Source organism: Mannheimia haemolytica (assembly GCF_004342115.1).
Taxonomy (GTDB): Bacteria; Pseudomonadota; Gammaproteobacteria; order Enterobacterales; family Pasteurellaceae; genus Mannheimia; species Mannheimia haemolytica.
This window is the reverse complement of record NZ_SMAC01000007.1, coordinates 14,911-36,753: the sequence shown is the minus strand read 5'-3', so window position 1 is coordinate 36,753 and position 21,843 is coordinate 14,911. Positions and strand designations below refer to the sequence as shown.

The window sequence follows — 21,843 nt, the reverse complement described above, 5'->3', positions numbered from 1 at the left end:
GTATGATAATTTATTTTTCGGATTTCAAGATTTTTAATGAACAGCAATTCCCCATTTCCTTTAGCGAAAGCAAAAGCTTCTGATCCGTTTGCCAAAGCTGTTTTAGCTTGGTTTGAGCAATATGGGCGGAAACATTTACCTTGGCAGCAAAATAAAACGCTGTATCAGGTTTGGTTGTCGGAGGTAATGTTGCAACAAACTCAAGTAGCGACCGTTATTCCTTATTTTGCACGTTTTATGGAACGATTTCCCACCGTAATTGACTTAGCTAATGCCTCGATTGATGAAGTATTGCATTTGTGGACAGGGCTGGGTTATTACGCTCGGGCAAGAAATTTGCATAAAGCGGCAATTCAAATTCGAGATGAGTTTGGCGGTGAATTTCCTACCCGATTTGATGATGTGTTGGCATTAACCGGAGTGGGCAGAAGTACTGCAGGGGCGATTTTGTCTTCTGTGTTAGATGCCCCACACCCGATTTTAGATGGCAATGTCAAACGGGTGTTAAGCCGCTATTTTGCAGTAGAAGGCTGGGCGGGTGAAAAAGCGGTGGAAAATCGCCTTTGGCAATTAAGCGAAAGTGTGACGCCTGATACCCAAGTGGCAGACTTTAACCAAGCGATGATGGATTTAGGGGCGATGATTTGCACCCGTACAAAGCCTAAGTGCTTGCTCTGCCCGCTACAAGAAAATTGTAAAACGAATGCAATGCAAGCGTGGGATAGCTTCCCTGCCAAGAAACCGAAAAAAACCTTGCCGGAGCGTCAAACCTATTTTTTAGTGCTGAGAAGCGGCTCGAAAGTGCTGTTACAAAAACGGGAAGCAAAAGGCATTTGGGGGGGCTTATTTGCGTTTCCGCAATTTGAGAGCTTAGAGGCTCTCAAGCGGTCTGATTTTATGCAAAATTTGCAAATTTCACAGCAATTAACTGCATTTAGGCATACTTTTAGCCATTTTCATTTGGATATTACCCCGGTTTTAGTAGAAACCGATTTGAAAAAAACAAGTGAAAATTCACCGCTTGTTGTCGAAGAAAAAGCAGGAAATTATCTTTCTAAGGTATCTTCAAATGCGGATTATTGGTATGATTTGCACCAACATAACGAAGTGGGTTTAGCAACGCCGGTTAAACGTATTTTAGATGAGCTGGCATTCAGTGTGAAAAATGAGATTAAGGATTAAATTATGGCTCGTACCGTATTTTGCGAATATTTAAAACAAGAGGCAGAAGGTTTAGATTTTCAACTTTATCCGGGGGAGCTGGGTAAGCGTATTTTTGACTCAATCAGCAAGCAAGCGTGGTCTGAGTGGATTAAAAAACAGACAATGATCGTCAATGAGAAAAAACTCAGTATGATGAACCCCGAACACCGTAAACTGCTCGAACAAGAGATGGTCAATTTTTTATTTGAAGGTAAAGAGATCATCATCGAAGGCTATAAGCCGGTCGAATAATAAAGGTTAAATCACAATGAAAAAATATGCTAAATATTTGCCGATGTTGGCAATTATTCCGTTTCTTATTGCTTGTGGGAGCAATAAATCGACTAAGAAGCCAAAATCTACCCGAGTAGATTATTCTAAAGATACCAATGGTTTGGATATTTTGGCAGGGCAGTTTTCTCACAATATTGATGATATTTGGGGAAGTAACGAGCTGTTAGTTGCCAGTAAGAAAGATTATGTGAAATATACGGATAAGTTTTACACCCGTAGCCATATTTCGTTTGAAGAAGGGGTGATTACGATTGAGACTTTAGGGAATCAGAATCATCTACGCAATTCGATTATTCATACTTTATTAATGGGCAGAGACCCGAAAGGGATTGATTTATTTGCCTCAGGCGATGCACCGATTAGCTCTAACCCTTTCCTAAACGGACAGGTTGAAGATCAATTCGGGCGAAATATTACCAATGTTGCCATCGCCAATGATTTTGCGACTTATTTGTTGCAAAATAAGGTGCAAACACGCCGTTTGAAAAATGGTCAAACTGTGAGCTTTGTAACGATTAAAATGGTGGCAGGACACATTGAAGTACGTGCCAGACAATATTTACCGCTGGTGCGTAAAATGGCGAAGCAGTATGGTATTGAGCCAAGTTTGATTTTAGGGATTATGGAAGTCGAATCAGCATTCAACCCTTATGCCATCAGCTATGCCAATGCGATTGGCTTAATGCAGGTTGTACCTCGTACCGCCGGGCGTGATATTTTTGCCCGTAAAGGTATGGGAGGGCAGCCAAGTCGTGAATATCTTTATAATCCATCAAATAACATTGATGCAGGTACGCTTTATTTGACTATTTTGCGTGATGAATACTTAGATGGAATTGAAGATCCTGTGGCTAAACGCTATGCAATGATTTCTGCATACAATAGCGGAGCAGGTGCGGTATTACGAGTGTTTGATTCAGACCGATACTCTGCGATTGATAGAATTAACGATCTTTCGCCTGATGCGGTTTATCGAATTTTAACCACTGCTCATCCATCTTCTCAAGCTAGAAATTATTTAAGAAAAGTAACCACCGCCAGAGAGAAATATCGCAATATTCGTTAGTGTGTGAATTATGCTGTTTTTTAGCCGAAAAGTATAAAAAAAGCACATTTGAGCAGCGGTTTTTTTAAATTTGCAAAAAAACGTTTGACGTTGCAAGCTGAAATCAGCATAATGCACCACGCAACGACGTTGACGTTGCCTCGATAGCTCAGTCGGTAGAGCAGGGGATTGAAAATCCCCGTGTCGGTGGTTCGATTCCGCCTCGAGGCACCATCAATTCCTCCTTAGTTCAGTCGGTAGAACGGTGGACTGTTAATCCATATGTCGCAGGTTCGAGTCCCGCAGGAGGAGCCATATTCTGAAGCCCTGATGAGTAATCATCAGGGTTTTCTTTTTGAGCTTTCCGGCTAACTACTAAGAAATTGCTCAATTTTTAGTATTATGCGTTCAAAAACGCTAAATTTTTGAGAATTGTATTTGACGAAGCCCGAAAAAATCAGCATAATGCACCACGCAACGACGTTGCCTCGATAGCTCAGTCGGTAGAGCAGGGGATTGAAAATCCCCGTGTCGGTGGTTCGATTCCGCCTCGAGGCACCATCAATTCCTCCTTAGTTCAGTCGGTAGAACGGTGGACTGTTAATCCATATGTCGCAGGTTCGAGTCCCGCAGGAGGAGCCATATTCCGAAGCCCTGATGAGCAATCATCAGGGTTTTCTTTTCGCTCTTATTTTTTCAAACAATAATATCCCCTTTAATTTTGTAATTTACCTCTCATTTCTAACATAAATTTGAAAATATCACTTCACTTTTATACGCAATTCGGAGTATTATGATCGCACAATATAACTAAATAATGATTCCTCGAATATCGTCAAATTTTACGGCATAGTTTAATCGCTATGCCGTTTTTTTATTTCCCTATAACCGTAACGCTTTTTTTTGTATAATGGCGGCAACTTTCCGCTCACAAGCGGTACTTTTTTCCTAAAATTTTGCAAATTGAGAAAGCTGATATGTTTGAAAACCTCTCTGACAGACTGTCTAAAACGCTGCGTAACATTACGGGCAAAGGTCGCCTAACGGAAGATAATATTAAAGATACCCTGCGTGAAGTTCGTATGGCATTGTTGGAGGCGGATGTTGCCCTCCCTGTTGTGCGTGATTTCATCAACAAGGTCAAAGAGCGTGCGTTAGGGGTTGAGGTAAACAAAAGCCTCACGCCGGGGCAAGAGTTCTTAAAAATCGTACAAAGCGAATTAGAAACGGCAATGGGAGAAGCCAACGAGGAGCTGAATCTTGCGGCCCAACCGCCTGCGGTAATTTTAATGGCAGGTTTGCAAGGTGCGGGTAAAACCACCTCTGTCGGCAAATTGGCAAAATTCCTGAAAGAACGCCACAAGAAAAAGGTGTTGGTAGTTTCTGCCGATGTTTACCGCCCTGCCGCTATCAAGCAGCTACAGACCCTTGCTGAAACGTTAAAAGTGGACTTCTTCCCGACCGAAACCAGCCAAAAACCGGTAGCGATTGCAGAAGCGGCACTGAAGCACGCTAAGCTTAATTTCTTTGATGTATTGATTGTGGATACTGCCGGTCGTTTACACGTTGATGGCGAAATGATGGAAGAGATCCAACAAATCCACGCTGTGCTGAATCCGATTGAAACGCTATTTACGGTTGATGCGATGACCGGTCAAGACGCCGCCAACACCGCAAAAGCCTTTAACGAAGCGTTGCCGCTTACCGGTGTTATTCTTACCAAAGTCGATGGTGATGCCCGAGGCGGTGCGGCACTTTCTATTCGCCAAATCACCGGTAAACCGATTAAATTCTTAGGTGTGGGTGAAAAAACTGATGCCCTTGAGCCGTTCCACCCTGACCGTGTGGCTTCCCGCATTTTAGGTATGGGCGATGTAATGTCTTTAATTGAAGATATTCAACGCTCGGTTGATCAAGAAAAAGCGGAAAAAATTGCCGCCAAATTCAAAAAAGGCGATGAATTTACCTTGGAAGATTTCCGTGAGCAGCTTATCGAAATGAAAAAAATGGGTGGAATGATGTCGATGCTCGATAAACTACCGGGGGCGAAAAACCTGCCTGACCACGTTAAAAGTCAGGTTGATGATAAAATGTTCATGAAAATGGAAGCCATCATCAATTCTATGACCTTAAAAGAGCGGGCAAATCCGGATATTATTAAAGGCTCACGCCGCCGCCGTATCGCACTTGGCTCCGGAACACAGGTGCAAGATGTAAATAAGCTGCTCAAGCAGTTTGATGATATGCAACGTATGATGAAAAAAATGCGTAAAGGCGGAATGGCAAAAATGATGCGTGGTGTTAAAGGTATGATGGGTGGTGGTCTAGGCGGTCTCGGTGGCTTAGGCAGTATGTTTGGTAAACGTTAATATTCCTATTTTATTAGTACCAGCCGAAAATCAGTTAACAATCCGTTGCTAGGATTGTTAACTTTCCCTATTAATATCTTATTTGCAAAAATAATACTTTTTGATTGCTTGTCGTTCTCAGAAAAAATTGGTAAGAAGATTATCCTAAATCTAATTTAATACTTAGCCCTTTCAGTGCGTCTCGTACATTCTCAAATAATCCTTTATCACAAATAATCTGGTCAAATACAGTAAGAGGGCAAACAAAAAAAGTTGCGACTTTTCCATATTTTGAAGAGTCTGTCACTAAAATGTTTTGCTTTGATGCCTCTAAAATTGCTTTTTTAACGGGGATTTTATTTTCGTTCGGCGTTGTTAGACCTTTTAAATTCCAGGATGAAGTAGATATAAATGCCATATCGATTGATAGGTTTTTCAGAAATTCTGCTGCAAGTGAACCAGTTGTCGATAGGTTTTCTTTACAGACACTTCCTCCTATATGAATTAAATCACATTTTCCTGAATTACTAAGATAGTGAGCAATAACAAAATCGTTTGTTACAACTAGTAAGTCATTTCTATCGATTATCCGATGAGCTATTTCTAATGTAGTAGTTCCAGCATCAAGATAAATAGTTGTGTTTGAGGGAATTAGCTGTGATGCTAAAGATCCTATAGCTGATTTCTGCTCTTGGAATAACATTGATTTATCATCGTGTGGTAATTCCATGATTAATCGTTCAAGAGATTGAACTCCACCAGATACTAGGGATACCTTACCTTGCTCTTCCAGCTTTTGAATATCACGGCGAATTGTCATATGTGATACTTTTAGCTGTTCTGCCAGAAAATTAATACTTGCGACACCATTATTATTAATAAGTCGTAGTATTTCTCGTTGTCTCTCTAAGGGGATCATTTTTTAACCTATTTTAATTGTTAAAAGAGATTATATCAGATTTAGCTTCCAAAATTAAAATCACAAAAATTCACATTTATTGTTAATATTTGTGATCTTCATCACAGATTTTATCTTTTCTATTGGTTAATATACCGCCATCAAGTTCATTAATTTATTTGAGGGAATAAACAATGAGTCAAAAATATAGCGTAGCCGTCATCGGCTTAGGAGCAATGGGTATGGGAGCAGCAAAATCTTGTATCGCTGCCGGATTAGACACATACGGTGTGGATCTTAACCCGAATTATCTGGAAACCTTAAAAGCAGCAGGTGCTAAGAAAGTCGGCACAAGTGCGGTCGATTTTGCCGCTGAATTAGATGCGGTGTTGTTATTGGTGGTTAATGCCAACCAAGTGAATGCTGTGTTATTCGGTGAAAACGGCTTAGCCCAACATTTGAAACAAGGCACGGTGGTGATGGTGTCTTCCACCATTTCTGCACAAGGTGCAAAAGATATTTCACAGAAATTAACAGATTTAGGCTTGGTGATGTTAGATGCTCCGGTTTCCGGTGGGGCAGCAAAAGCGGCACAAGGTGAAATGACCGTAATGGCATCAGGCTCAAGTGAAGCGTTTGAGAAACTAAAACCTGTTTTAGATGCTGTTGCAGGAAAAGTTTATAACATCGGCGAAGAGATCGGCTTAGGTGCAACGGTGAAAATTATCCACCAATTATTAGCTGGTGTGCATATTGCCGCAGGTGCAGAAGCGATGGCATTAGCCGCTCGTGCCGGCATTCCGTTAGATCTGATGTACGATGTGGTAACTAATGCAGCAGGTAACTCTTGGATGTTTGAAAACCGTATGAAACACGTTGTTGATGGCGACTACACCCCGCTTTCAATGGTAGATATTTTCGTCAAAGATTTAGGCTTAGTGAATGACACAGCGAAATCATTACGCTTCCCACTTCATTTAGCAAGCACAGCGTACTCAATGTTTACTGAAGCAAGCAATGCAGGTTACGGCAAAGAAGATGATAGTGCGGTCATCAAAATTTTCAGCGGTATTGAGCTACCAAAAAAGGGAGACAACTAATGTTAGGCATTATTGCAGATGATTTTACTGGTGCGAGCGATATTGCCAGCTTCTTAACCGAAAACGGGCTAAAAACGGTGCAAATGAATGGTGTGCCGAAAACTACACTTAACAGTCAAGTTGATGCGATTGTGATTAGCCTGAAATCTCGCTCTAACCCTGTGGAAGAAGCAATCCAACAATCATTACAAGCCTTAGATTGGCTGAAACAAAATGGTTGCTCGCAATTCTACTTTAAATATTGTTCCACTTTTGACAGCACGGAGAAAGGCAATATCGGGCCGGTAACCGATGCCCTAATGGCGGCATTAGATACCGATTTTACCGTAGTCACACCGGCTCTGCCTGTCAATGGCAGAACCATTTTCAACGGCTATTTGTTTGTGGGCGATGTGCTACTGAATGAATCTGGTATGCGTAACCACCCGATTACCCCGATGAAAGATGCCAACTTGGTGCGTTTAATGGATGCACAATCTCAAGGCAAAACCGGCTTGGTTGCCTATGCTGATGTGATTCAAGGGGCAGAGTGTGTGAAAGCCCGTTTTGCTGAATTGAAACAGCAAGGCTACAAATATGCGGTAGTAGATGCTGCCGATAATTCACAACTTGCGGTGCTTGCCGAAGCGGTTGCCGATTTTCAATTAGTCACAGGCGGTTCAGGCTTAGGGGCTTATATGGCGGCTTACCGTTCAGGCGGCAAAAAAGGCACGAATGCGTTTGTACCAAGCAAAGGCAAAACCGTTGTGCTTTCGGGTTCTTGCTCGGTAATGACCAATACCCAAGTGGCGGCTTACCAGCAAAAAGCCCCAAGTTATTTCTTAGAAGCGGAAAAAGCCATTCAGGATCCGAACTATGTAGAAACGCTTTATCAATGGGTGATTGCAAACCTAGACGGTGACTTTGCCCCAATGGTTTATGCCACCGTTCCCCCTGAAAAATTGAAAGAGATTCAAACCCAATTCGGCGGCGATAAAGCCAGCCACGCCATTGAAAATACCTTTGCCAAATTAGCCGAAAAATTACAAGCCGCAGGCGTAACTAACTTTATTACCGCAGGCGGTGAAACTTCGAGTATTGTGGTTCAGAAACTTGGATTCAGCGGTTTCCACATCGGCAAACAAATTGCACCGGGCGTGCCGTGGTTACAAGCGGTCGAAAAACCGATTTTTCTTGCATTGAAATCGGGTAACTTCGGTAAAGAAGATTTCTTCAGTTTTGCTCAGGAGATGTTTGTATGACAGAACAAGAACAAAAGATTGAAATGGTCAATCTTGCCCGCTCGCTGTTTGAGCGGGGTTATACCGTTGGCGGAGCGGGCAACCTCTCTGTGCGTTTAGATGAAAATCGCATTTTAGTTACCCCAACCGGCTCATCGCTCGGGCGTTTAGAGGCAGACCGCCTTTCCGTATTGGATATGCAGGGTAATGTTCTTTCAGGAGATAAGCCTTCAAAAGAATCAGTATTCCACTTAGCGATGTATCAGAAAAACCTGGCTTGCCAAGCGATTGTGCATCTACATTCCACTTATTTAACCGCACTTTCTTGCTTGGAGAATTTGGATACCGACAACGCTATGCGTGCTTTCACCCCTTACTATGTGATGCGGGTGGGAAAATTGCCGGTCATTCCTTACTACCGCCCAGGCGACATCAACATTGCCCGAGAGTTGGGGGAACGAGCCTTGGACGGTAAAGCCTTTTTACTGGCAAATCACGGGGTTGTAGTTACAGGTTCAGACCTGCGTGATGCGGTGGATAATACCGAAGAGTTGGAAGAAACCGCCAAACTCCATTTTATTCTACAAGGTCAAAAAGTCCGTTATCTCACCGATGACGAAGTCAATGATCTGAAAAACAGAGGAAAATAAAATGCCTAAATTTGCAGCAAACCTGACGATGATGTTTAACGAAGTGCCGTTTTTAGATCGTTTTGAAGCGGCTGCCAACGCTGGATTTAAATATGTAGAGTATTTATGGCCTTACGATTATCCGGCAGCAGAACTGAAAGCCAAACTTGAGCAATATGGCTTAAAACAGGTGTTATTCAATACCGCAGCCGGCGATGTTGCTCAAGGGGAATGGGGCGTTTCCGCCATTCCGGGGCGTGAAGCCGATAGCCATCGTGACATTGATTTGGCGTTGGAATACGCCCTCGCATTAGGTTGTAAAAATGTGCACGTGATGGCAGCGGTCGTGCCAGAAGGCGAAGATCGTGAAGCCTATAAACAAACCTTTATCGAAAACGTGCAATATGCCGCCGATAAATTCAAACCGCACGGCATTAACGTTTTGCTTGAAGCCCTAAGCCCGGAAGTGAAACCGAATTATCTGCTTAAAAGCCAGTTTGATACGCTAGAAATTGTGGAAGCGGTAAACCGAGACAATGTGTTTGTACAGCTTGACTACTTCCACGCACAGAATGTGGACGGCAACTTATCTCGCCTAACCGACAAACTCAAGGGTAAATTTGCCCACATTCAAATTGCCTCTGTGCCAGATCGCCACGAACCGGACGAAGGGGAAATTAACTACCAATATATCTTCAACAAACTCGATGAAATCGGGTATGAAGGCTATGTAGGTTGCGAGTATAAACCACGAGCGGAAACCACCTCAGGACTAGGTTGGTTTGAGCAGTATAAATAACCACGATGATTAGCGGATAAATACGTGAATACAACATTTAGAAGGAAACTTTATGTCAAATGAAATGTTAATTTTGATTGGATTAGCAAGCGTAGTTGCTCTTCTGGTCATTATGATTAAAGGTAAAGTACACCCATTCTTAGCATTGGGATTAGTAAGTATCGCAGTTGCCTTAACTGCAGGTATTCCAATGAATAAAGTAATCCCAACCTTGATTTCAGGGATGGGGAGTACTCTAGGAAGTGTTGCTCTGATCGTTGGTTTAGGAGCAATGTTAGGGAAAATTATCGAAAAATCTCACGGTGCGGACGTATTAGCAAATTGGTTGTTACAGCGTTTTGGTGAGAAAAATGCTCCCTTTGCATTGGGTATGACTGGCTTTATCTTCGGGATACCGGTTTTCGTTGATGTTGGTTTTATCGTATTGATCCCGATTATTTTTAGTGTGGCGAGACGTTTAGGTGGAAATATTTTGGTTTACTCACTACCTATCGGGCTTTCTATGTTATTGGTTCACGTTTTGCTTCCGCCTCACCCGGGAATTGTGGCGGGTGCACAGAACTTAAACGCTGATATTGGCTTTGTATTGGGAATTGGTTTAGTTGCAGCACTGCCGGCATATTTAATCGGTCAGAAGTTTATTCCATTCTTTACGAAAAATTACTTTGTAAAAGTAGTGACTTCAACCGATCTTTTACAGCACCAAAAAGATTTGATTAAAGAGAAAGGGATTGAATTACCTTCTTTCGGTAAAGTATTGGCAATGATTTCTTTCCCTTTGATCCTGATTATGTTAGGTACGGTAACGGCAACAACCTTGCCGAAAGAACATATCGTGCGTGAAGTGTTCAGTATGGTAGGAAGCTCTCCGTTTGCCTTATTTGTGGCTGTTTGTCTTTCTGCTTATGTACTAGGCTTTAGATACGGTTGGACTAAGCATAAATTAGAAGAAATGCTGGATTCTGCGTTAGCACCGATTGCCGGGATTATTTTAATCACTGGTGCCGGCGGTATGTTCGGTAAAGTGTTAGATGCCAGTGGCGTAGGTAAAGCATTGGCAGATGTATTAGCCAACACAGGTTTACCATTACTGGTTCTGGCTTTCATTCTGTCTGCTTTACTGCGTGCCGCACAAGGCTCGGCAACAGTTGCAACCATTACTACTACAACGATTTTAGCTCCGGCAGCCGCAGCAGCGGGGTACACTGAATTACAGCTTGCATTGCTCACTTGTGCTATCGGAGCTGGTTCAATGACCTTATCCCACGTTAATGATTCACTCTTCTGGGTATGGACGAAGTTCTTCAATGTTCCCGTATCGGTAGGCTTAAGAACTTGGACGTTTTTAACCACTATTTTCGGTGTAATCGCCTTTGCTGTTGTTGGCATTATTTGGATGTTATTCGTTTAATATCACTCTGTTACTGCTTAAAATCCGCCTCTTATGAGGTGGATTTTTTTAGGAGAAACCTATGCTGAAAAAATCGCTTTTATGTATGCTATTAATCTCTTCCGCCCTTTATGCGGAGGATAGAGTTCAAGAAAATCAATTAACCAATATCACGCTGCTTGCCGAAATCACCGCTCAAGGTCAAAAAATTAACGGCGTGGCATTGGAATATCCTGATAATGTATTATCGGGTAGCGATCTTCGCCAACTGTATCAGGTCAAAACGGCATTAGATAGTGCGGAGAAAGAAAACCGTTCGGTACTCAAAGCCTATGTCAATAATGAGCCAAAAGTGACCGCACTTCCGCAAGCCGGTAAATTTGTAATTATTGAATTGGATACGGCAGATAAAAATGCGGCAACTTATAGCGTAAAAGATGCCAATAAAGCACCGATGAAGTTTAAATCCAAAGATGAAAACGGCAACATTGTCGAAACCGAGAAAGTACAAGCGGTCAAAATTCCCGAATTTTTTGCAAATCGCCTAATCTATTCGGTGGAACAAAAAGGCTTGCTTAAATTAACCAGCGGCACAACTCTAGGCAAGGCTGAATGGACACAAACCGCTGAACCCGACAAAATCAAAACCCCTTATCTCGATGATTTTGTCGCAAAACAAGTGAGCTTAGACAAACCTGAAAATAAGCTGAACTACCGCTTCTATTCGCCTTTGCAAAAAAATGGTGAAAAATACCCGCTTGTGATTTTCCTACACGGCTCAGGGCAAGTCGGATCGGATAATTTGGCTCACCTGCTTTCCAGTAAAGGGGCGATTGCTACCCTGCCTTATGCCCCAAGTTTTGTGCTTGCTCCTCAATACGACCAAGTGTTTGACCCATTTGATAATGCCGCCAAGGGGCAAAAAGGCGGTATTCACTGGCAAACGGAAAATCGTATCAATCTCGTGTTAAAAATGATTGATGAAACCCTCAAAGCCAATCCTCAAATTGATACCACACGCATTTATATCAATGGTTTATCTCGAGGTGCAGAAGGGGGCTTAAATCTGTTGTTGGCTCGCCCGAATTTCTTTGCCGGAGCATTATTAATGAGCGGTCGTGAAGCCTACACCAACGAATGGGTGGACGGCAATGCCACCAAAACGAATTTGGCGGCAATTAAACATATACCGATTTGGTTTTTCCATAGTAAAGAGGACAAAGTCTCGCCGGTAAAAGGTTCTCGCATTAACTACCGCATTCTCAAAGATGAGTTAAATGCCCCCAATGTGAAATATACCGAATTCACTTTTGAACAAGCCGGCGACAACGGCATTGTCAATAATAACCCTCATAATACTTGGGACGCTGTGTATCACAGCCCTGAGGTGATTGGGTGGTTACTTCAGCAAAAACGCCACTAAGGAGGCTCACTATGTTTATGTATTTGTCTCACCCGTTAGATCCTAAAGATTTAGCTTGGCCGGGAGAACCTGTTGTTGAGGTGACTCGCTGCACAGACGTAGGTGAAGAAACGCCATTTAGCAGTTTTATCACGAAACTACCGAATCATTGCGGCACACATATGGACGCTCCTCGCCACTTTGTGAAAGACGGTTTAAGTATCAATGAATTGCCGATAGAGTATTTCTGCCATAAAGAGGTCGCTTTAATTGAAATTCCCAAAGGAGAGGCAGAAGGGATCACCAAAGAAGATTTATTGCCTTATGTCGATATTCTCTCCAAGGTGTCTTTTGCCTTTTTACGAACGGGGTTTGAGAAATATAGAACCGAGAACCCTGCTATTTATCAAAATGAATGCCCCTATATTTCAACCGGTGCCGGGCAGTATTTATCTGATACTTTCCCGAATTTGAAAGGAGTAGGCATTGATTTCTTGGCACTAGGGTCTCCTTCTTCCCGAGTGCCTGATGCGGAAAACCCTAAAAATTGCCATCGAGCGATTTTAGGCTACTATACCGGCAGGTTTACCACTGTGATTGAAGATATGCACTTAGCGGAACTCCCTAAAAATGCCAACATTAAGCAGTTTTTTAATGCACCGTGGCGAATTAAAGGGTTAGATTCCAGTCAAGTGACTTGTATTGTGGAATTACAGCAATAAACCATAGCTATATTCATTTTAGGAGAGGCTATTTACTATAGTAAGCATAACTCAATCATTAATTGAAAATAATTATTATTTGATTTTAATCAAGTCATTCATAACTTAATTTTGTTATAAATATGACCTTGTTTATAGCACTATTTTGTTTCGATAATGATTATAAAAGATACACACTGGACATCTCAACAAACCTCTCCAAATGCTTTCCCAGAACGACAAGCACTTATGCCTATTTGGGGTGGGAAAAATATTGAACGCAATCAATGGCAATCTTTATGGCTGGAACAAGCACCAAATGCGTTATTACAGGATGGTTTAGCTTATTTCCATATTCCGTTTTGTGCTAGTCATTGTATTTTTTGTGGTTTTTATCGCAATGCTTGGAAGGAAAATTATAGCCAGATTTATACTGATCGTGTGATTAGTGAACTTCGATATGAATCTTCACTATGGCGAGGACAAGGTAAGATTCATGCCGTTTATTTTGGTGGAGGAACGCCAACAGCGTTACATACAGAAGATTTAGTACGATTGATTCGAGCTTGTTATCGTTATTTGCCACTCGCTGAAGACTGTGAATTTACTATTGAGGGTAGAATTAGCCATTTTGATATAGATAAGGCTAAGGCTTGTATTGAAGCAGGCGTGAACCGTATTTCTATTGGTATTCAGACTTTTAACTCCGAAATTCGCAAACGTTTAGGGCGCAAACATAGTGGCGAAGAGGCTCAAACTTATTTAAAAGCCTTATCGGAATTAAATGCTGTGATTGTTGCTGATTTAATTTTTGGCTTGCCAAACCAAACAGATGATATCTGGCAAAACGATATTGAAATTGCGACTAGTTTACCGATCTCAGGCTTAGATATTTACGCCTTTAATAATTATCCTTTCCTGCCTATTAATCGCTTAATTGAACATGGAAAATTACCTGCGCCCGCAGGGTTTGACACCCAAAGCTTACACTATGCTTATGCAGTAGAGAAGTTAAAAGCACAAGGTTGGCAGCAAGTGAGCAATAACCACTTTGCTTTTCCAAATCGAGGTGAACGCAATCGCTATAATACTTTGGTTAAATCGAATATGCCTTGTTTGGCATTTGGTTCCGGTGCGGGGGGAAATTTTGGTGGGCTGAGTTACCAAGTACAATCTGATTTAAAGACCTACTTAGATTCGCCTCTTGATCAGAAAAGCCTTTCTTTTTTGAGTAAACATGGTGAACATAAAGCACTGCTTGGTGTGATACAACATAGCATGGAATTGGGTTACTTAGATACAACGCCTTTTGAACAAAATGCGAAAGCTGAAAAATTATTGCAACAATGGGAAGCGCTTGATTTACTGAAGCGTGAAAAAAATCAAGTATATCTCAATACCAGTGGTCGTTACTGGTCACCAACATTAATTCGTAAACTAATGTTAACACTTCCTCAATCAAGTAAGGATAACAACATGATAACGCCATTAACTAAAGAATTAGAAAATAAATTGCGGACAAATTTAAAAGAAAACCCAGGGCAAATTTTAGAAATGCTGGCAGGAATGAATCAATGTAGCTTGGAATCGGTAATTAACTGTCTGCCCAAAGAAATGGTAATGCAAACAGGTGGTGAGCGTTTTGTGGAAATTATGCAGGCAATTGCTGGTTGGAATGAAGCTGTGACTTTTATTATTCATACGCCTGATGCGATTGCAGAGGTAACTGCTAAATTGCCACAAGGTAAAATTGGGCGAGGCTTTTATAATTTTGAACATGGTGTAGATGGAGGAATTCACGGTCATTTACGCTATGAAAATTGTGCTGCTATTTACTTACTTGATCGCCCATTTATGGGAAAAAGAACGGTGGCGTTAACTTTTATCAATCAAAGCGGTGAGGCGATGTTTAAGATTTTTGTTGGGCGTGATGAACAAGGTCAATTACGAGAAAATCAGATTCAAGCCATGCGGAAATTAATTGGAGGATGCTAGTCATGATTTTGGTTTGTGGGGCAAATGGGTTGTTAGGACGAGCAATCTGTGACAAATTACCTAGAGAGAAAACGATAGCCGTCTTACGAAAAGATGCTATGGATACGTTTTTCAGCGAACGAAATATAGCAGTAGAAATAGCAGATTTATTAGATTTGGAATCCTGCAACGCCTTGTTACAAAAAACACAACCGGAAATCTTGATTACGGTAGTAGGAGGAAAAAATGAACAAGGTATTCGTAGCGACAAAACAGCAAATATTAATTTGATAAAAGCAGTTGAAAAATATTCACCAACTACGAAAGTAGTTTTAGTTACTAGTGTTGGGTGTGCAGAACAATGGGATTTAATTAGCCCATTAGCACAGCAAGCTTTAGGTGAAGCACTAAAAGCCAAGACGGAAGCTGAAGCTTATTTACAGCAAACAGCATTAAATTGGCTGATTATTCGACCCGGTGGGTTAAATAATGATGAAGTAAATGATGAGTATCAGATTGTGCGTGATTTACCTAATGAACGGAAAATGTATGTAAGCCGTAAATCTGTCGCAACAGGCATAGTGCGTTTACTGGATAGTACGGAAAATCATCAAATCTTCTCTATTATTAATAGGGGATAGTATATTTCAACGAAGGCAAGCGGGCATATTTTATGGTTATTTTGCAACTATAAAACAGACCGCTTGTGAGATCTTTTTCTATTTTATTGAGAACTGGATGCCGCATTCATCTGCAAGTAGCGAAGCACCTTTTTCTGGGTAGCTTCGTCCATATCGGTAAAACCGACCATTCCGTTAAATACTGCAATCCATTCGTTTGCATCATGCATTTTAGGATCACGTTGTTTATGGCACACGCTGCATTCTGTTTTATAGGTATTTTTGGTGTTCGCCCAAAAGTTAGTGAGATCTTGGGTAAATTCGGCATTTTCCACCCACACGTTCATTTTCACTTTTTGCCATACCAAGCCGGTGTTCGGATCTTCCTTGCTCTCTACAATCTCTAACAGTGGGTTGTTGCTGATAAAAGATTTCTCAAATACCGCATCGGTAATATTTTTACTGAAAGAATGATACCAAATCCGCCCGAAACCTTTGCTTTTTCGCCATAAATTCAGCTCAATTTCAGCGGCTTTTGCGGTTGTTTGCACCAATTTAATTTCTGCTCCGGCTTCTAGCTGCCCGATTTTCTGTGTCAAATTTTCATCGGCAAATAAAGGGATTGTTTCCGTGGTGTAACTGTTTGAACCGGCAAAACAAAATGTTGGCATGATGAATGCCAAGAAACAGAAAGCGATTTTCGATAATGATTTCATCATAAACCCCACAAATTAGATGAGAAATTAGGTTATATGTTACACAAATTGAGCAAAAAAGCGTTGATTTACATCATAAAACTGATTTTATGTCGATTTCTTAATTTTTTGCAAAAAAATCCCAAAAAATGACCGCTTACAAGCTATAATAACCAGTATTTTTCGACCATTTTTCAAATTCAAGAGAAAATAAAATGAGTACAAAATTCAACGTAAAAACCTTTCAAGGAATGATTTTAGCCCTGCAAGACTACTGGGCAAGCAAAGGTTGCACCATTGTGCAGCCGTTCGATTTAGAAGTGGGGGCAGGCACCTCGCACCCAATGACCTGCCTGCGTGCGCTTGGCCCTGAGCCAATGGCGTTTGCCTATGTGCAACCATCTCGCCGCCCGACAGACGGTCGCTACGGCGAAAATCCGAACCGTTTACAGCACTACTACCAGTTCCAAGTGGTGATTAAACCTTCGCCGGATAACATTCAAGAACTTTACCTCGACAGCCTGAAAATGCTCGGTTTCGACCCAACCCAAAACGACATTCGTTTTGTGGAAGACAACTGGGAAAACCCAACGCTTGGGGCGTGGGGCTTAGGTTGGGAAGTGTGGCTGAACGGAATGGAAGTGACCCAATTCACCTACTTCCAGCAAGTCGGCGGCTTGGAATGTAAACCGGTGACAGGCGAAATCACCTACGGCTTAGAGCGTTTGGCGATGTACATTCAAGGCGTGGACAGCGTGTACGACCTCGTGTGGTCTGACGGCGAACTCGGTAAAACCACCTACGGCGACGTATTCCACCAAAACGAAGTGGAGCAATCCACCTACAACTTTGAATACGCTGATGTGGACTTCCTGTTCCAATGCTTCGAGCAGTACGAAAAAGAAGCCCAATACCTGTTAGGCCTAGAAAAACCATTGCCATTGCCGGCATACGAACGCATTTTAAAAGCCGCTCACAGCTTTAACTTATTAGATGCTCGTAAAGCGATCTCGGTAACTGAACGCCAACGCTACATTCTACGCATTCGTGCCTTAACCAAAGGCGTTGCTGAAGCGTACTATGCCAGCCGTGAAGCGTTGGGGTTCCCGGGGTGTAAAAAATAATCGTAGGGACGCCATGCTTGGCGTCCGTCAATAAATTACAAAACGGACACGAAGCATCGTGTCCCTACAAGGATTTACGATGAAACCGATTTTATACTTCGCCGATTGGTGTCCGGATACCGCCCCATTTGTGGCAGAACTAGACCGCTTGGGCATTGAATATGAGCCGTGCGACATCACCAAAGGAGGCTCAACACTTAAACCATTTTTGAAACTGCGAGACACGCATTCTGCCTTTGACCACGCCAAAGCCAACGGCTATATTGGCATTCCGGCATTGCTGATCGAAGGCGAAAAAGTCGTGCTGGATTTGGCTGAATTAGAGGGTATTTTCGGCTAACAAGCGGTTGAATTTGGCGGAAATGTTGCAAAGGAGCCAATAATGAAGACAGTAATAGCAGATAATTCGGCTGAATTTGTGAATGAAATTTCACAACTTATTCAATCGAGTAAGCAACGAATGACCGTTGCGGTTAATGCAGAATTAACCTTGCTTTATTGGCATATCGGAAAACGGATCAATGACTATATTTTGCAGGGTGAACGTGCGGAATATGGGCAAGAAGTGGTGAAAAATCTTGCTCAAAGTCTGACGGAGCAATTTGGTAAAGGTTGGAGTAAACGCCATTTAAATTATACAATGCAATTTGCTACAACTTTCCCTAATTTGGAAATTGTGCACGCACTGCGTGCACAATTAAGCTGGACACATTTTAAGCAGATTATTCATATTGATGATCCAACAAAGCGAGGGTTCTATGCAACAATGGCTGCACAGGAGCGTTGGAGTACAAGGACATTAGAAGATCGCATTGGCTCATTATTGTTTGAACGCACGGCAATTTCCAAAAAGCCCGATGAAACCATTATCGCTGAATTGAGTTTGCTACGTGAAAAAGGCGAATATAATCAGTCAATGGTGTTGAAAGATCCCTATATTTTGGATTTTCTCGACCTTAACGACCGTTATATGGAACGTGATCTCGAAGATGCGATTCTACGAGAGATCGAACAGTTTTTACTGGAACTTGGGGCGGGTTTTACCTTTGTCGCCCGCCAAAAAAGGATTCAGATTGATAATGATGATTTCTATATCGATCTGCTGTTTTATAACCGTAAACTCAAACGCCTGATTGCGATTGAACTAAAAACCGAAAGCTTCAAACATTCCCACAAAAGTCAAATGGAACTCTATTTGGCGTGGCTGGCGAAATACGAGCAAGAAGCAGACGAAAACCCACCGCTTGGAATGATTCTCTGCACCGGTAAAAAGCAGGAGCAAGTGGAATTGTTGGATTTGAAAAATTCCGATATTCATATTGCGGAATATATGACCGTGTTGCCGAGTAAAGTGGTATTGGAACAACGGTTGCATTTGGCGGTGGAAAGGGCGAAAGAGCGGTTTTTACTAAAATAGCAAGCGGTTAAAATCAGCGGAAATGTTGCAAAATGAAAGTGTGATGGAAACGATTTGGTTGCATATTCCGTTGGTGGGTGGTTAGAGATTTTCAAATCTCCCCCCTCCCCCTCTTTGGCTAAAGAGGGGGCGATCATTTAGTGAGTAATTTTAATTCATCTGACTATTTACAATCTTAATGAAGAAAGATGAATTATAAATTTACGAAGATCAAATTCCCCTTTTTAGCAAAGAGGGGCTAGGGGAGATTTAGCAGAAGTGAAAACGTAGTGAGAGATTGATTAGTCTAGTACTTTTTTGCAAGTTAATCATAAAGTTGCTCTCATTTCTTGATAAGTACAATAAAAGCAAAGAAAAGGATATAATAAAGGAAATATATGTCAATTAAAAAATTATTATCTACAACTATAGATCAACTTGAGAATATAATACAAGTATCGGGCGAAAGTTTCGAAAAAATTACAAGTGACTTAGCAGAAAAAGCAAAAGAATTAAATTCAGAATATAATATTAAATGTGAAAAATTGGGATACGCCATAACATTATTTGAAAAAAACTCGGAAATAGAAAAACGCTACATATCATTATTATCTGACTTTGATATGGATACAAGTATAAAAGGATTTGAAAAATTGTCTCTACTAATGAATGGCAAGAATGATAATGCTAGAAAAGAAGCTGAAGAACATTTTAATGAATTACAAAATGGGCTATTAGAAGCTCAAGATTATAAAAAAGATTTAGACATCAAAATTAGGAAATTAGCTAGAGAGCTTTATAATGAAAATATAGCACAATTAGAAATAGAAGAAATCAAAGAACATTTATATAAAAATTGGTAATTTAAACAATGACAACACAAAACTTCCTTGCCGAGATCGGCACAGAAGAGCTGCCACCGAAGGCACTCAAAAAATTAGCGACCGCATTTGCGGAGAATGTAGAAAACGAATTAAACCAAGCAGGTCTTTCGTTTGAGAAAGTGGAATGGTTTGCTGCTCCTCGCCGTTTGGCGGTGAAGGTGTTGAGCCTTGCGGAAAGCCAGCCGAGTAAAGAGGTTGAGAAACGAGGGCCGGCGGTGTCGGCAGCGTTTGATGCCGAAGGCAAGCCGACTAAGGCAGCGGAAGGCTGGGCGAAGGGCTGCGGGATTACCGTAGAGCAAGCTGAGCGTATTGCCACCGACAAAGGCGAATGGTTGGTGCATCGTGCCGTGATTGAAGGTCAGCCGACTAAAAATCTGTTGGTCGATATTATCGCCAAATCGCTGGCGAACTTGCCGATTCCAAAAACGATGCGTTGGGGCGATAAAACCGAGCAGTTCGTCCGCCCTGTGCATACCGTGACACTTTTATTCGGGGCGGAGTTGATCGAAGGTGAGATCTTAGGCGTGAAAAGCGGCCGTACTATTCGTGGTCACCGTTTCTTAGGTGAACGTGAGTTCCAAATTGAGAACGCCGATCAATATCCGCAACTGTTGAAAGATCGTGGATCTGTGGTAGCAGATTTCAATGAGCGTAAAGCCTTAATTCTTGCAAAATCACAGGAAAAAGCAACCGCTTTGGGTGGCGTTGCCGATATTGAAGAAGATTTGCTGGACGAAGTGACCTCGTTGGTGGAATACCCGAACGTACTCACCGCCAAGTTTGAAGAGCGTTTCCTTGCTGTGCCGGCGGAAGCCTTAGTTTACACCATGAAAGGCGACCAAAAATACTTCCCGATTTATTCAAAAGACGGCAAATTGTTACCGCACTTTATTTTTGTGTCGAACATCAATCCGGAAGACCCAAGCAAAATCATCGAGGGTAACGAAAAAGTGGTTCGCCCACGTTTGACCGATGCGGAGTTCTTCTTCAAAACCGACTTAAAACAGAAGTTGGAAGACCAACTGCCACGCCTTGAAACCGTGTTGTTCCAGCAACAGCTTGGCACATTGCGTGATAAAACCGCTCGCATTGAAGCGTTGGCAGGTGAAATTGCGAAGCAAATCGGGGCAGATGAAACCAAAGCGAAACGTGCAGGTCTCCTCTCAAAATGTGACCTGATGACCAATATGGTGTTTGAATTTACTGATACCCAAGGCGTGATGGGTATGCACTATGCCCGCCACGACGGTGAAGATGAAGAAGTGGCGGTGGCGTTAAACGAGCAGTATATGCCACGTTTTGCTGGCGATAACTTGCCAAATTCATTGGTGGCTTGCTCGGTGGCGTTGGCGGACAAATTTGACACGCTAACAGGGATTTTCGGCATTGGTCAAGCCCCGAAAGGCAGTGCCGACCCGTTCGCCCTACGCCGTGCGGCACTTGGCTCGTTGCGGATTATTGTGGAGAAAAATTTACCGCTTGATTTAACCGATTTAGTGGCGAAATCTGCTCAATTATTTGGCGATAAACTCACCAACAAAGACGTGGTTGAGGACGTGGTGGACTTTATGCTCGGCCGCTTCCGTGCGTGGTATGAGAGCGAAGGCATTGCGGTGGACGTGATCCAAGCCGTTCTCGCCCGCCGTCCGACCAAGCCTGCCGACTTCGATGCCCGTGTGCGTGCCGTGTCTCACTTCCGCACCCTTGACAGTGCCGAAGCCTTAGCCGCAGCGAATAAACGGGTGAGTAACATTCTTGCCAAAGCCGATATTGCAATTGGCGACATTGATGTTTCAGCTTGCGTAGAGCCAGCAGAAAAAGCATTAGCCGAGGCGGTTATTGCGTTGAAAGCCGAAGTTCAACCGCTGATTGCACAGGGCGACTACACCGCTGTGCTGGATAAATTAGCGAACCTCCGCCAACCGGTTGATGCCTTCTTTGACGGAGTAATGGTAAATGCAGAAGACCAAAAACTGCGTCAAAACCGCCTCGCCATTTTAAGCACGCTACAAGGCTTGTTCCTGCAAGTGGCGGATATTTCGCTGTTGCAATAACAATAAGTTTGCAATAATTGCAAAATTTTAATGAAAATAGACCGCTTGCAGTAATTGTGATCTGCAA

General features: G+C 42.3%; 20 protein-coding genes and 4 tRNA genes. 22 read left to right on the top strand and 2 right to left on the bottom strand.

Annotated elements, in window-relative coordinates:
* Window positions 1-36: 36 nt before the first annotated feature.
* The 8 genes from mutY (at window position 37) to ffh (ending at window position 4,911) form a co-directional block, all read left to right on the top strand.
* Window positions 37-1,182: an A/G-specific adenine glycosylase gene (gene mutY, locus EDC41_RS03515; protein ID WP_006252565.1), complete on the top strand. Its 1,146-nt coding sequence runs from the start codon at window positions 37-39 to the stop codon at window positions 1,180-1,182.
* Window positions 1,183-1,185: 3 nt separating this feature from the next.
* Window positions 1,186-1,455 carry an oxidative damage protection protein gene (locus EDC41_RS03510; RefSeq protein WP_006248012.1) on the top strand — a complete coding sequence of 90 codons (270 nt, stop codon included), beginning with the start codon at window positions 1,186-1,188 and terminating at the stop codon, window positions 1,453-1,455.
* 16 nt (window positions 1,456-1,471) lie between these two features.
* The gene (gene mltC / locus EDC41_RS03505) at window positions 1,472-2,563 is read left to right on the top strand and encodes a membrane-bound lytic murein transglycosylase MltC (protein WP_006250805.1); all 1,092 of its coding nucleotides are present in this window, start codon (window positions 1,472-1,474) and stop codon (window positions 2,561-2,563) included.
* Window positions 2,564-2,700: 137 nt separating this feature from the next.
* A tRNA-Phe gene (locus tag EDC41_RS03500) sits at window positions 2,701-2,776 on the top strand.
* Window positions 2,777-2,781: 5 nt separating this feature from the next.
* Window positions 2,782-2,857, top strand: a tRNA-Asn gene (locus tag EDC41_RS03495).
* A gap of 170 nt (window positions 2,858-3,027) precedes the next feature.
* Window positions 3,028-3,103: transfer RNA gene (locus tag EDC41_RS03490), tRNA-Phe, on the top strand.
* A 5-nt stretch (window positions 3,104-3,108) separates the two neighbouring features.
* Window positions 3,109-3,184 (top strand) — tRNA-Asn (locus tag EDC41_RS03485).
* Window positions 3,185-3,519: 335 nt separating this feature from the next.
* The gene (gene ffh / locus EDC41_RS03480; protein WP_020831011.1) at window positions 3,520-4,911 is read left to right on the top strand and encodes a signal recognition particle protein; all 1,392 of its coding nucleotides are present in this window, start codon (window positions 3,520-3,522) and stop codon (window positions 4,909-4,911) included.
* A gap of 139 nt (window positions 4,912-5,050) precedes the next feature.
* Here ffh and EDC41_RS03475 read toward each other — a convergent pair whose 3' ends face one another.
* Window positions 5,051-5,809, bottom strand: coding sequence for a DeoR/GlpR family DNA-binding transcription regulator (locus tag EDC41_RS03475; RefSeq protein ID WP_006249959.1), 759 nt, complete (start codon window positions 5,807-5,809; stop codon window positions 5,051-5,053).
* Between the two features lie 173 nt (window positions 5,810-5,982).
* Between EDC41_RS03475 and ltnD the strand changes: the two genes are divergently transcribed.
* The 9 genes from ltnD (at window position 5,983) to EDC41_RS03430 (ending at window position 15,644) form a co-directional block, all read left to right on the top strand.
* Complete coding sequence (ltnD, locus tag EDC41_RS03470) at window positions 5,983-6,888, top strand: L-threonate dehydrogenase (RefSeq protein ID WP_006252566.1); 906 nt, start codon at window positions 5,983-5,985, stop codon at window positions 6,886-6,888.
* Window positions 6,888-8,129 carry a 3-oxo-tetronate kinase gene (gene otnK / locus EDC41_RS03465; RefSeq protein ID WP_115262460.1) on the top strand — a complete coding sequence of 414 codons (1,242 nt, stop codon included), beginning with the start codon at window positions 6,888-6,890 and terminating at the stop codon, window positions 8,127-8,129. Before ltnD ends, otnK begins: the two co-directional genes overlap by 1 nt.
* Window positions 8,126-8,758, top strand: a complete 633-nt coding sequence (otnC, locus tag EDC41_RS03460; RefSeq protein WP_006252568.1) for a 3-oxo-tetronate 4-phosphate decarboxylase — start codon at window positions 8,126-8,128, stop codon at window positions 8,756-8,758. Before otnK ends, otnC begins: the two co-directional genes overlap by 4 nt.
* A 1-nt stretch (window position 8,759) precedes the next feature.
* Window positions 8,760-9,536 carry a 2-oxo-tetronate isomerase gene (gene otnI, locus EDC41_RS03455; RefSeq protein ID WP_006252569.1) on the top strand — a complete coding sequence of 259 codons (777 nt, stop codon included), beginning with the start codon at window positions 8,760-8,762 and terminating at the stop codon, window positions 9,534-9,536.
* 52 nt (window positions 9,537-9,588) lie between these two features.
* Entirely contained in the window at window positions 9,589-10,947 is a 1,359-nt protein-coding gene (locus tag EDC41_RS03450) for a GntT/GntP/DsdX family permease (protein WP_006252570.1), read from the top strand.
* Between the two features lie 61 nt (window positions 10,948-11,008).
* The gene (locus EDC41_RS03445; protein WP_006252571.1) at window positions 11,009-12,349 is read left to right on the top strand and encodes a carboxylesterase family protein; all 1,341 of its coding nucleotides are present in this window, start codon (window positions 11,009-11,011) and stop codon (window positions 12,347-12,349) included.
* Between the two features lie 11 nt (window positions 12,350-12,360).
* Entirely contained in the window at window positions 12,361-13,050 is a 690-nt protein-coding gene (locus EDC41_RS03440) for a cyclase family protein (RefSeq protein ID WP_006250798.1), read from the top strand.
* A 156-nt stretch (window positions 13,051-13,206) separates the two neighbouring features.
* On the top strand, window positions 13,207-15,024 hold the full coding sequence (hutW, locus tag EDC41_RS03435; RefSeq protein WP_020831012.1) for a heme anaerobic degradation radical SAM methyltransferase ChuW/HutW: 1,818 nt from the start codon (window positions 13,207-13,209) through the stop codon (window positions 15,022-15,024).
* Window positions 15,025-15,026: 2 nt separating this feature from the next.
* Window positions 15,027-15,644 (top strand): NAD(P)H-binding protein, encoded by a 618-nt coding sequence (locus EDC41_RS03430; protein WP_006249968.1) that lies wholly within the window; start codon window positions 15,027-15,029, stop codon window positions 15,642-15,644.
* An 83-nt stretch (window positions 15,645-15,727) separates the two neighbouring features.
* Here EDC41_RS03430 and EDC41_RS03425 read toward each other — a convergent pair whose 3' ends face one another.
* Entirely contained in the window at window positions 15,728-16,339 is a 612-nt protein-coding gene (locus EDC41_RS03425; protein ID WP_006249969.1) for a pentahemic C cytochrome, read from the bottom strand.
* 194 nt (window positions 16,340-16,533) lie between these two features.
* Between EDC41_RS03425 and glyQ the strand changes: the two genes are divergently transcribed.
* The 5 genes from glyQ (at window position 16,534) to glyS (ending at window position 21,776) form a co-directional block, all read left to right on the top strand.
* A complete protein-coding gene (gene glyQ, locus EDC41_RS03420) occupies window positions 16,534-17,442 on the top strand; it encodes a glycine--tRNA ligase subunit alpha (protein ID WP_006249971.1) in 909 nt (302 codons plus the stop codon).
* A gap of 79 nt (window positions 17,443-17,521) precedes the next feature.
* Entirely contained in the window at window positions 17,522-17,782 is a 261-nt protein-coding gene (locus EDC41_RS03415) for a hypothetical protein (protein WP_006249972.1), read from the top strand.
* Window positions 17,783-17,824: 42 nt separating this feature from the next.
* Window positions 17,825-18,859 carry a PDDEXK nuclease domain-containing protein gene (locus tag EDC41_RS03410; protein ID WP_006252573.1) on the top strand — a complete coding sequence of 345 codons (1,035 nt, stop codon included), beginning with the start codon at window positions 17,825-17,827 and terminating at the stop codon, window positions 18,857-18,859.
* A gap of 377 nt (window positions 18,860-19,236) precedes the next feature.
* On the top strand, window positions 19,237-19,701 hold the full coding sequence (locus EDC41_RS03405; protein WP_006249974.1) for a hypothetical protein: 465 nt from the start codon (window positions 19,237-19,239) through the stop codon (window positions 19,699-19,701).
* Between the two features lie 8 nt (window positions 19,702-19,709).
* The gene (glyS, locus tag EDC41_RS03400; RefSeq protein WP_006249975.1) at window positions 19,710-21,776 is read left to right on the top strand and encodes a glycine--tRNA ligase subunit beta; all 2,067 of its coding nucleotides are present in this window, start codon (window positions 19,710-19,712) and stop codon (window positions 21,774-21,776) included.
* The last annotated feature ends 67 nt before the right edge of the window (window positions 21,777-21,843 follow it).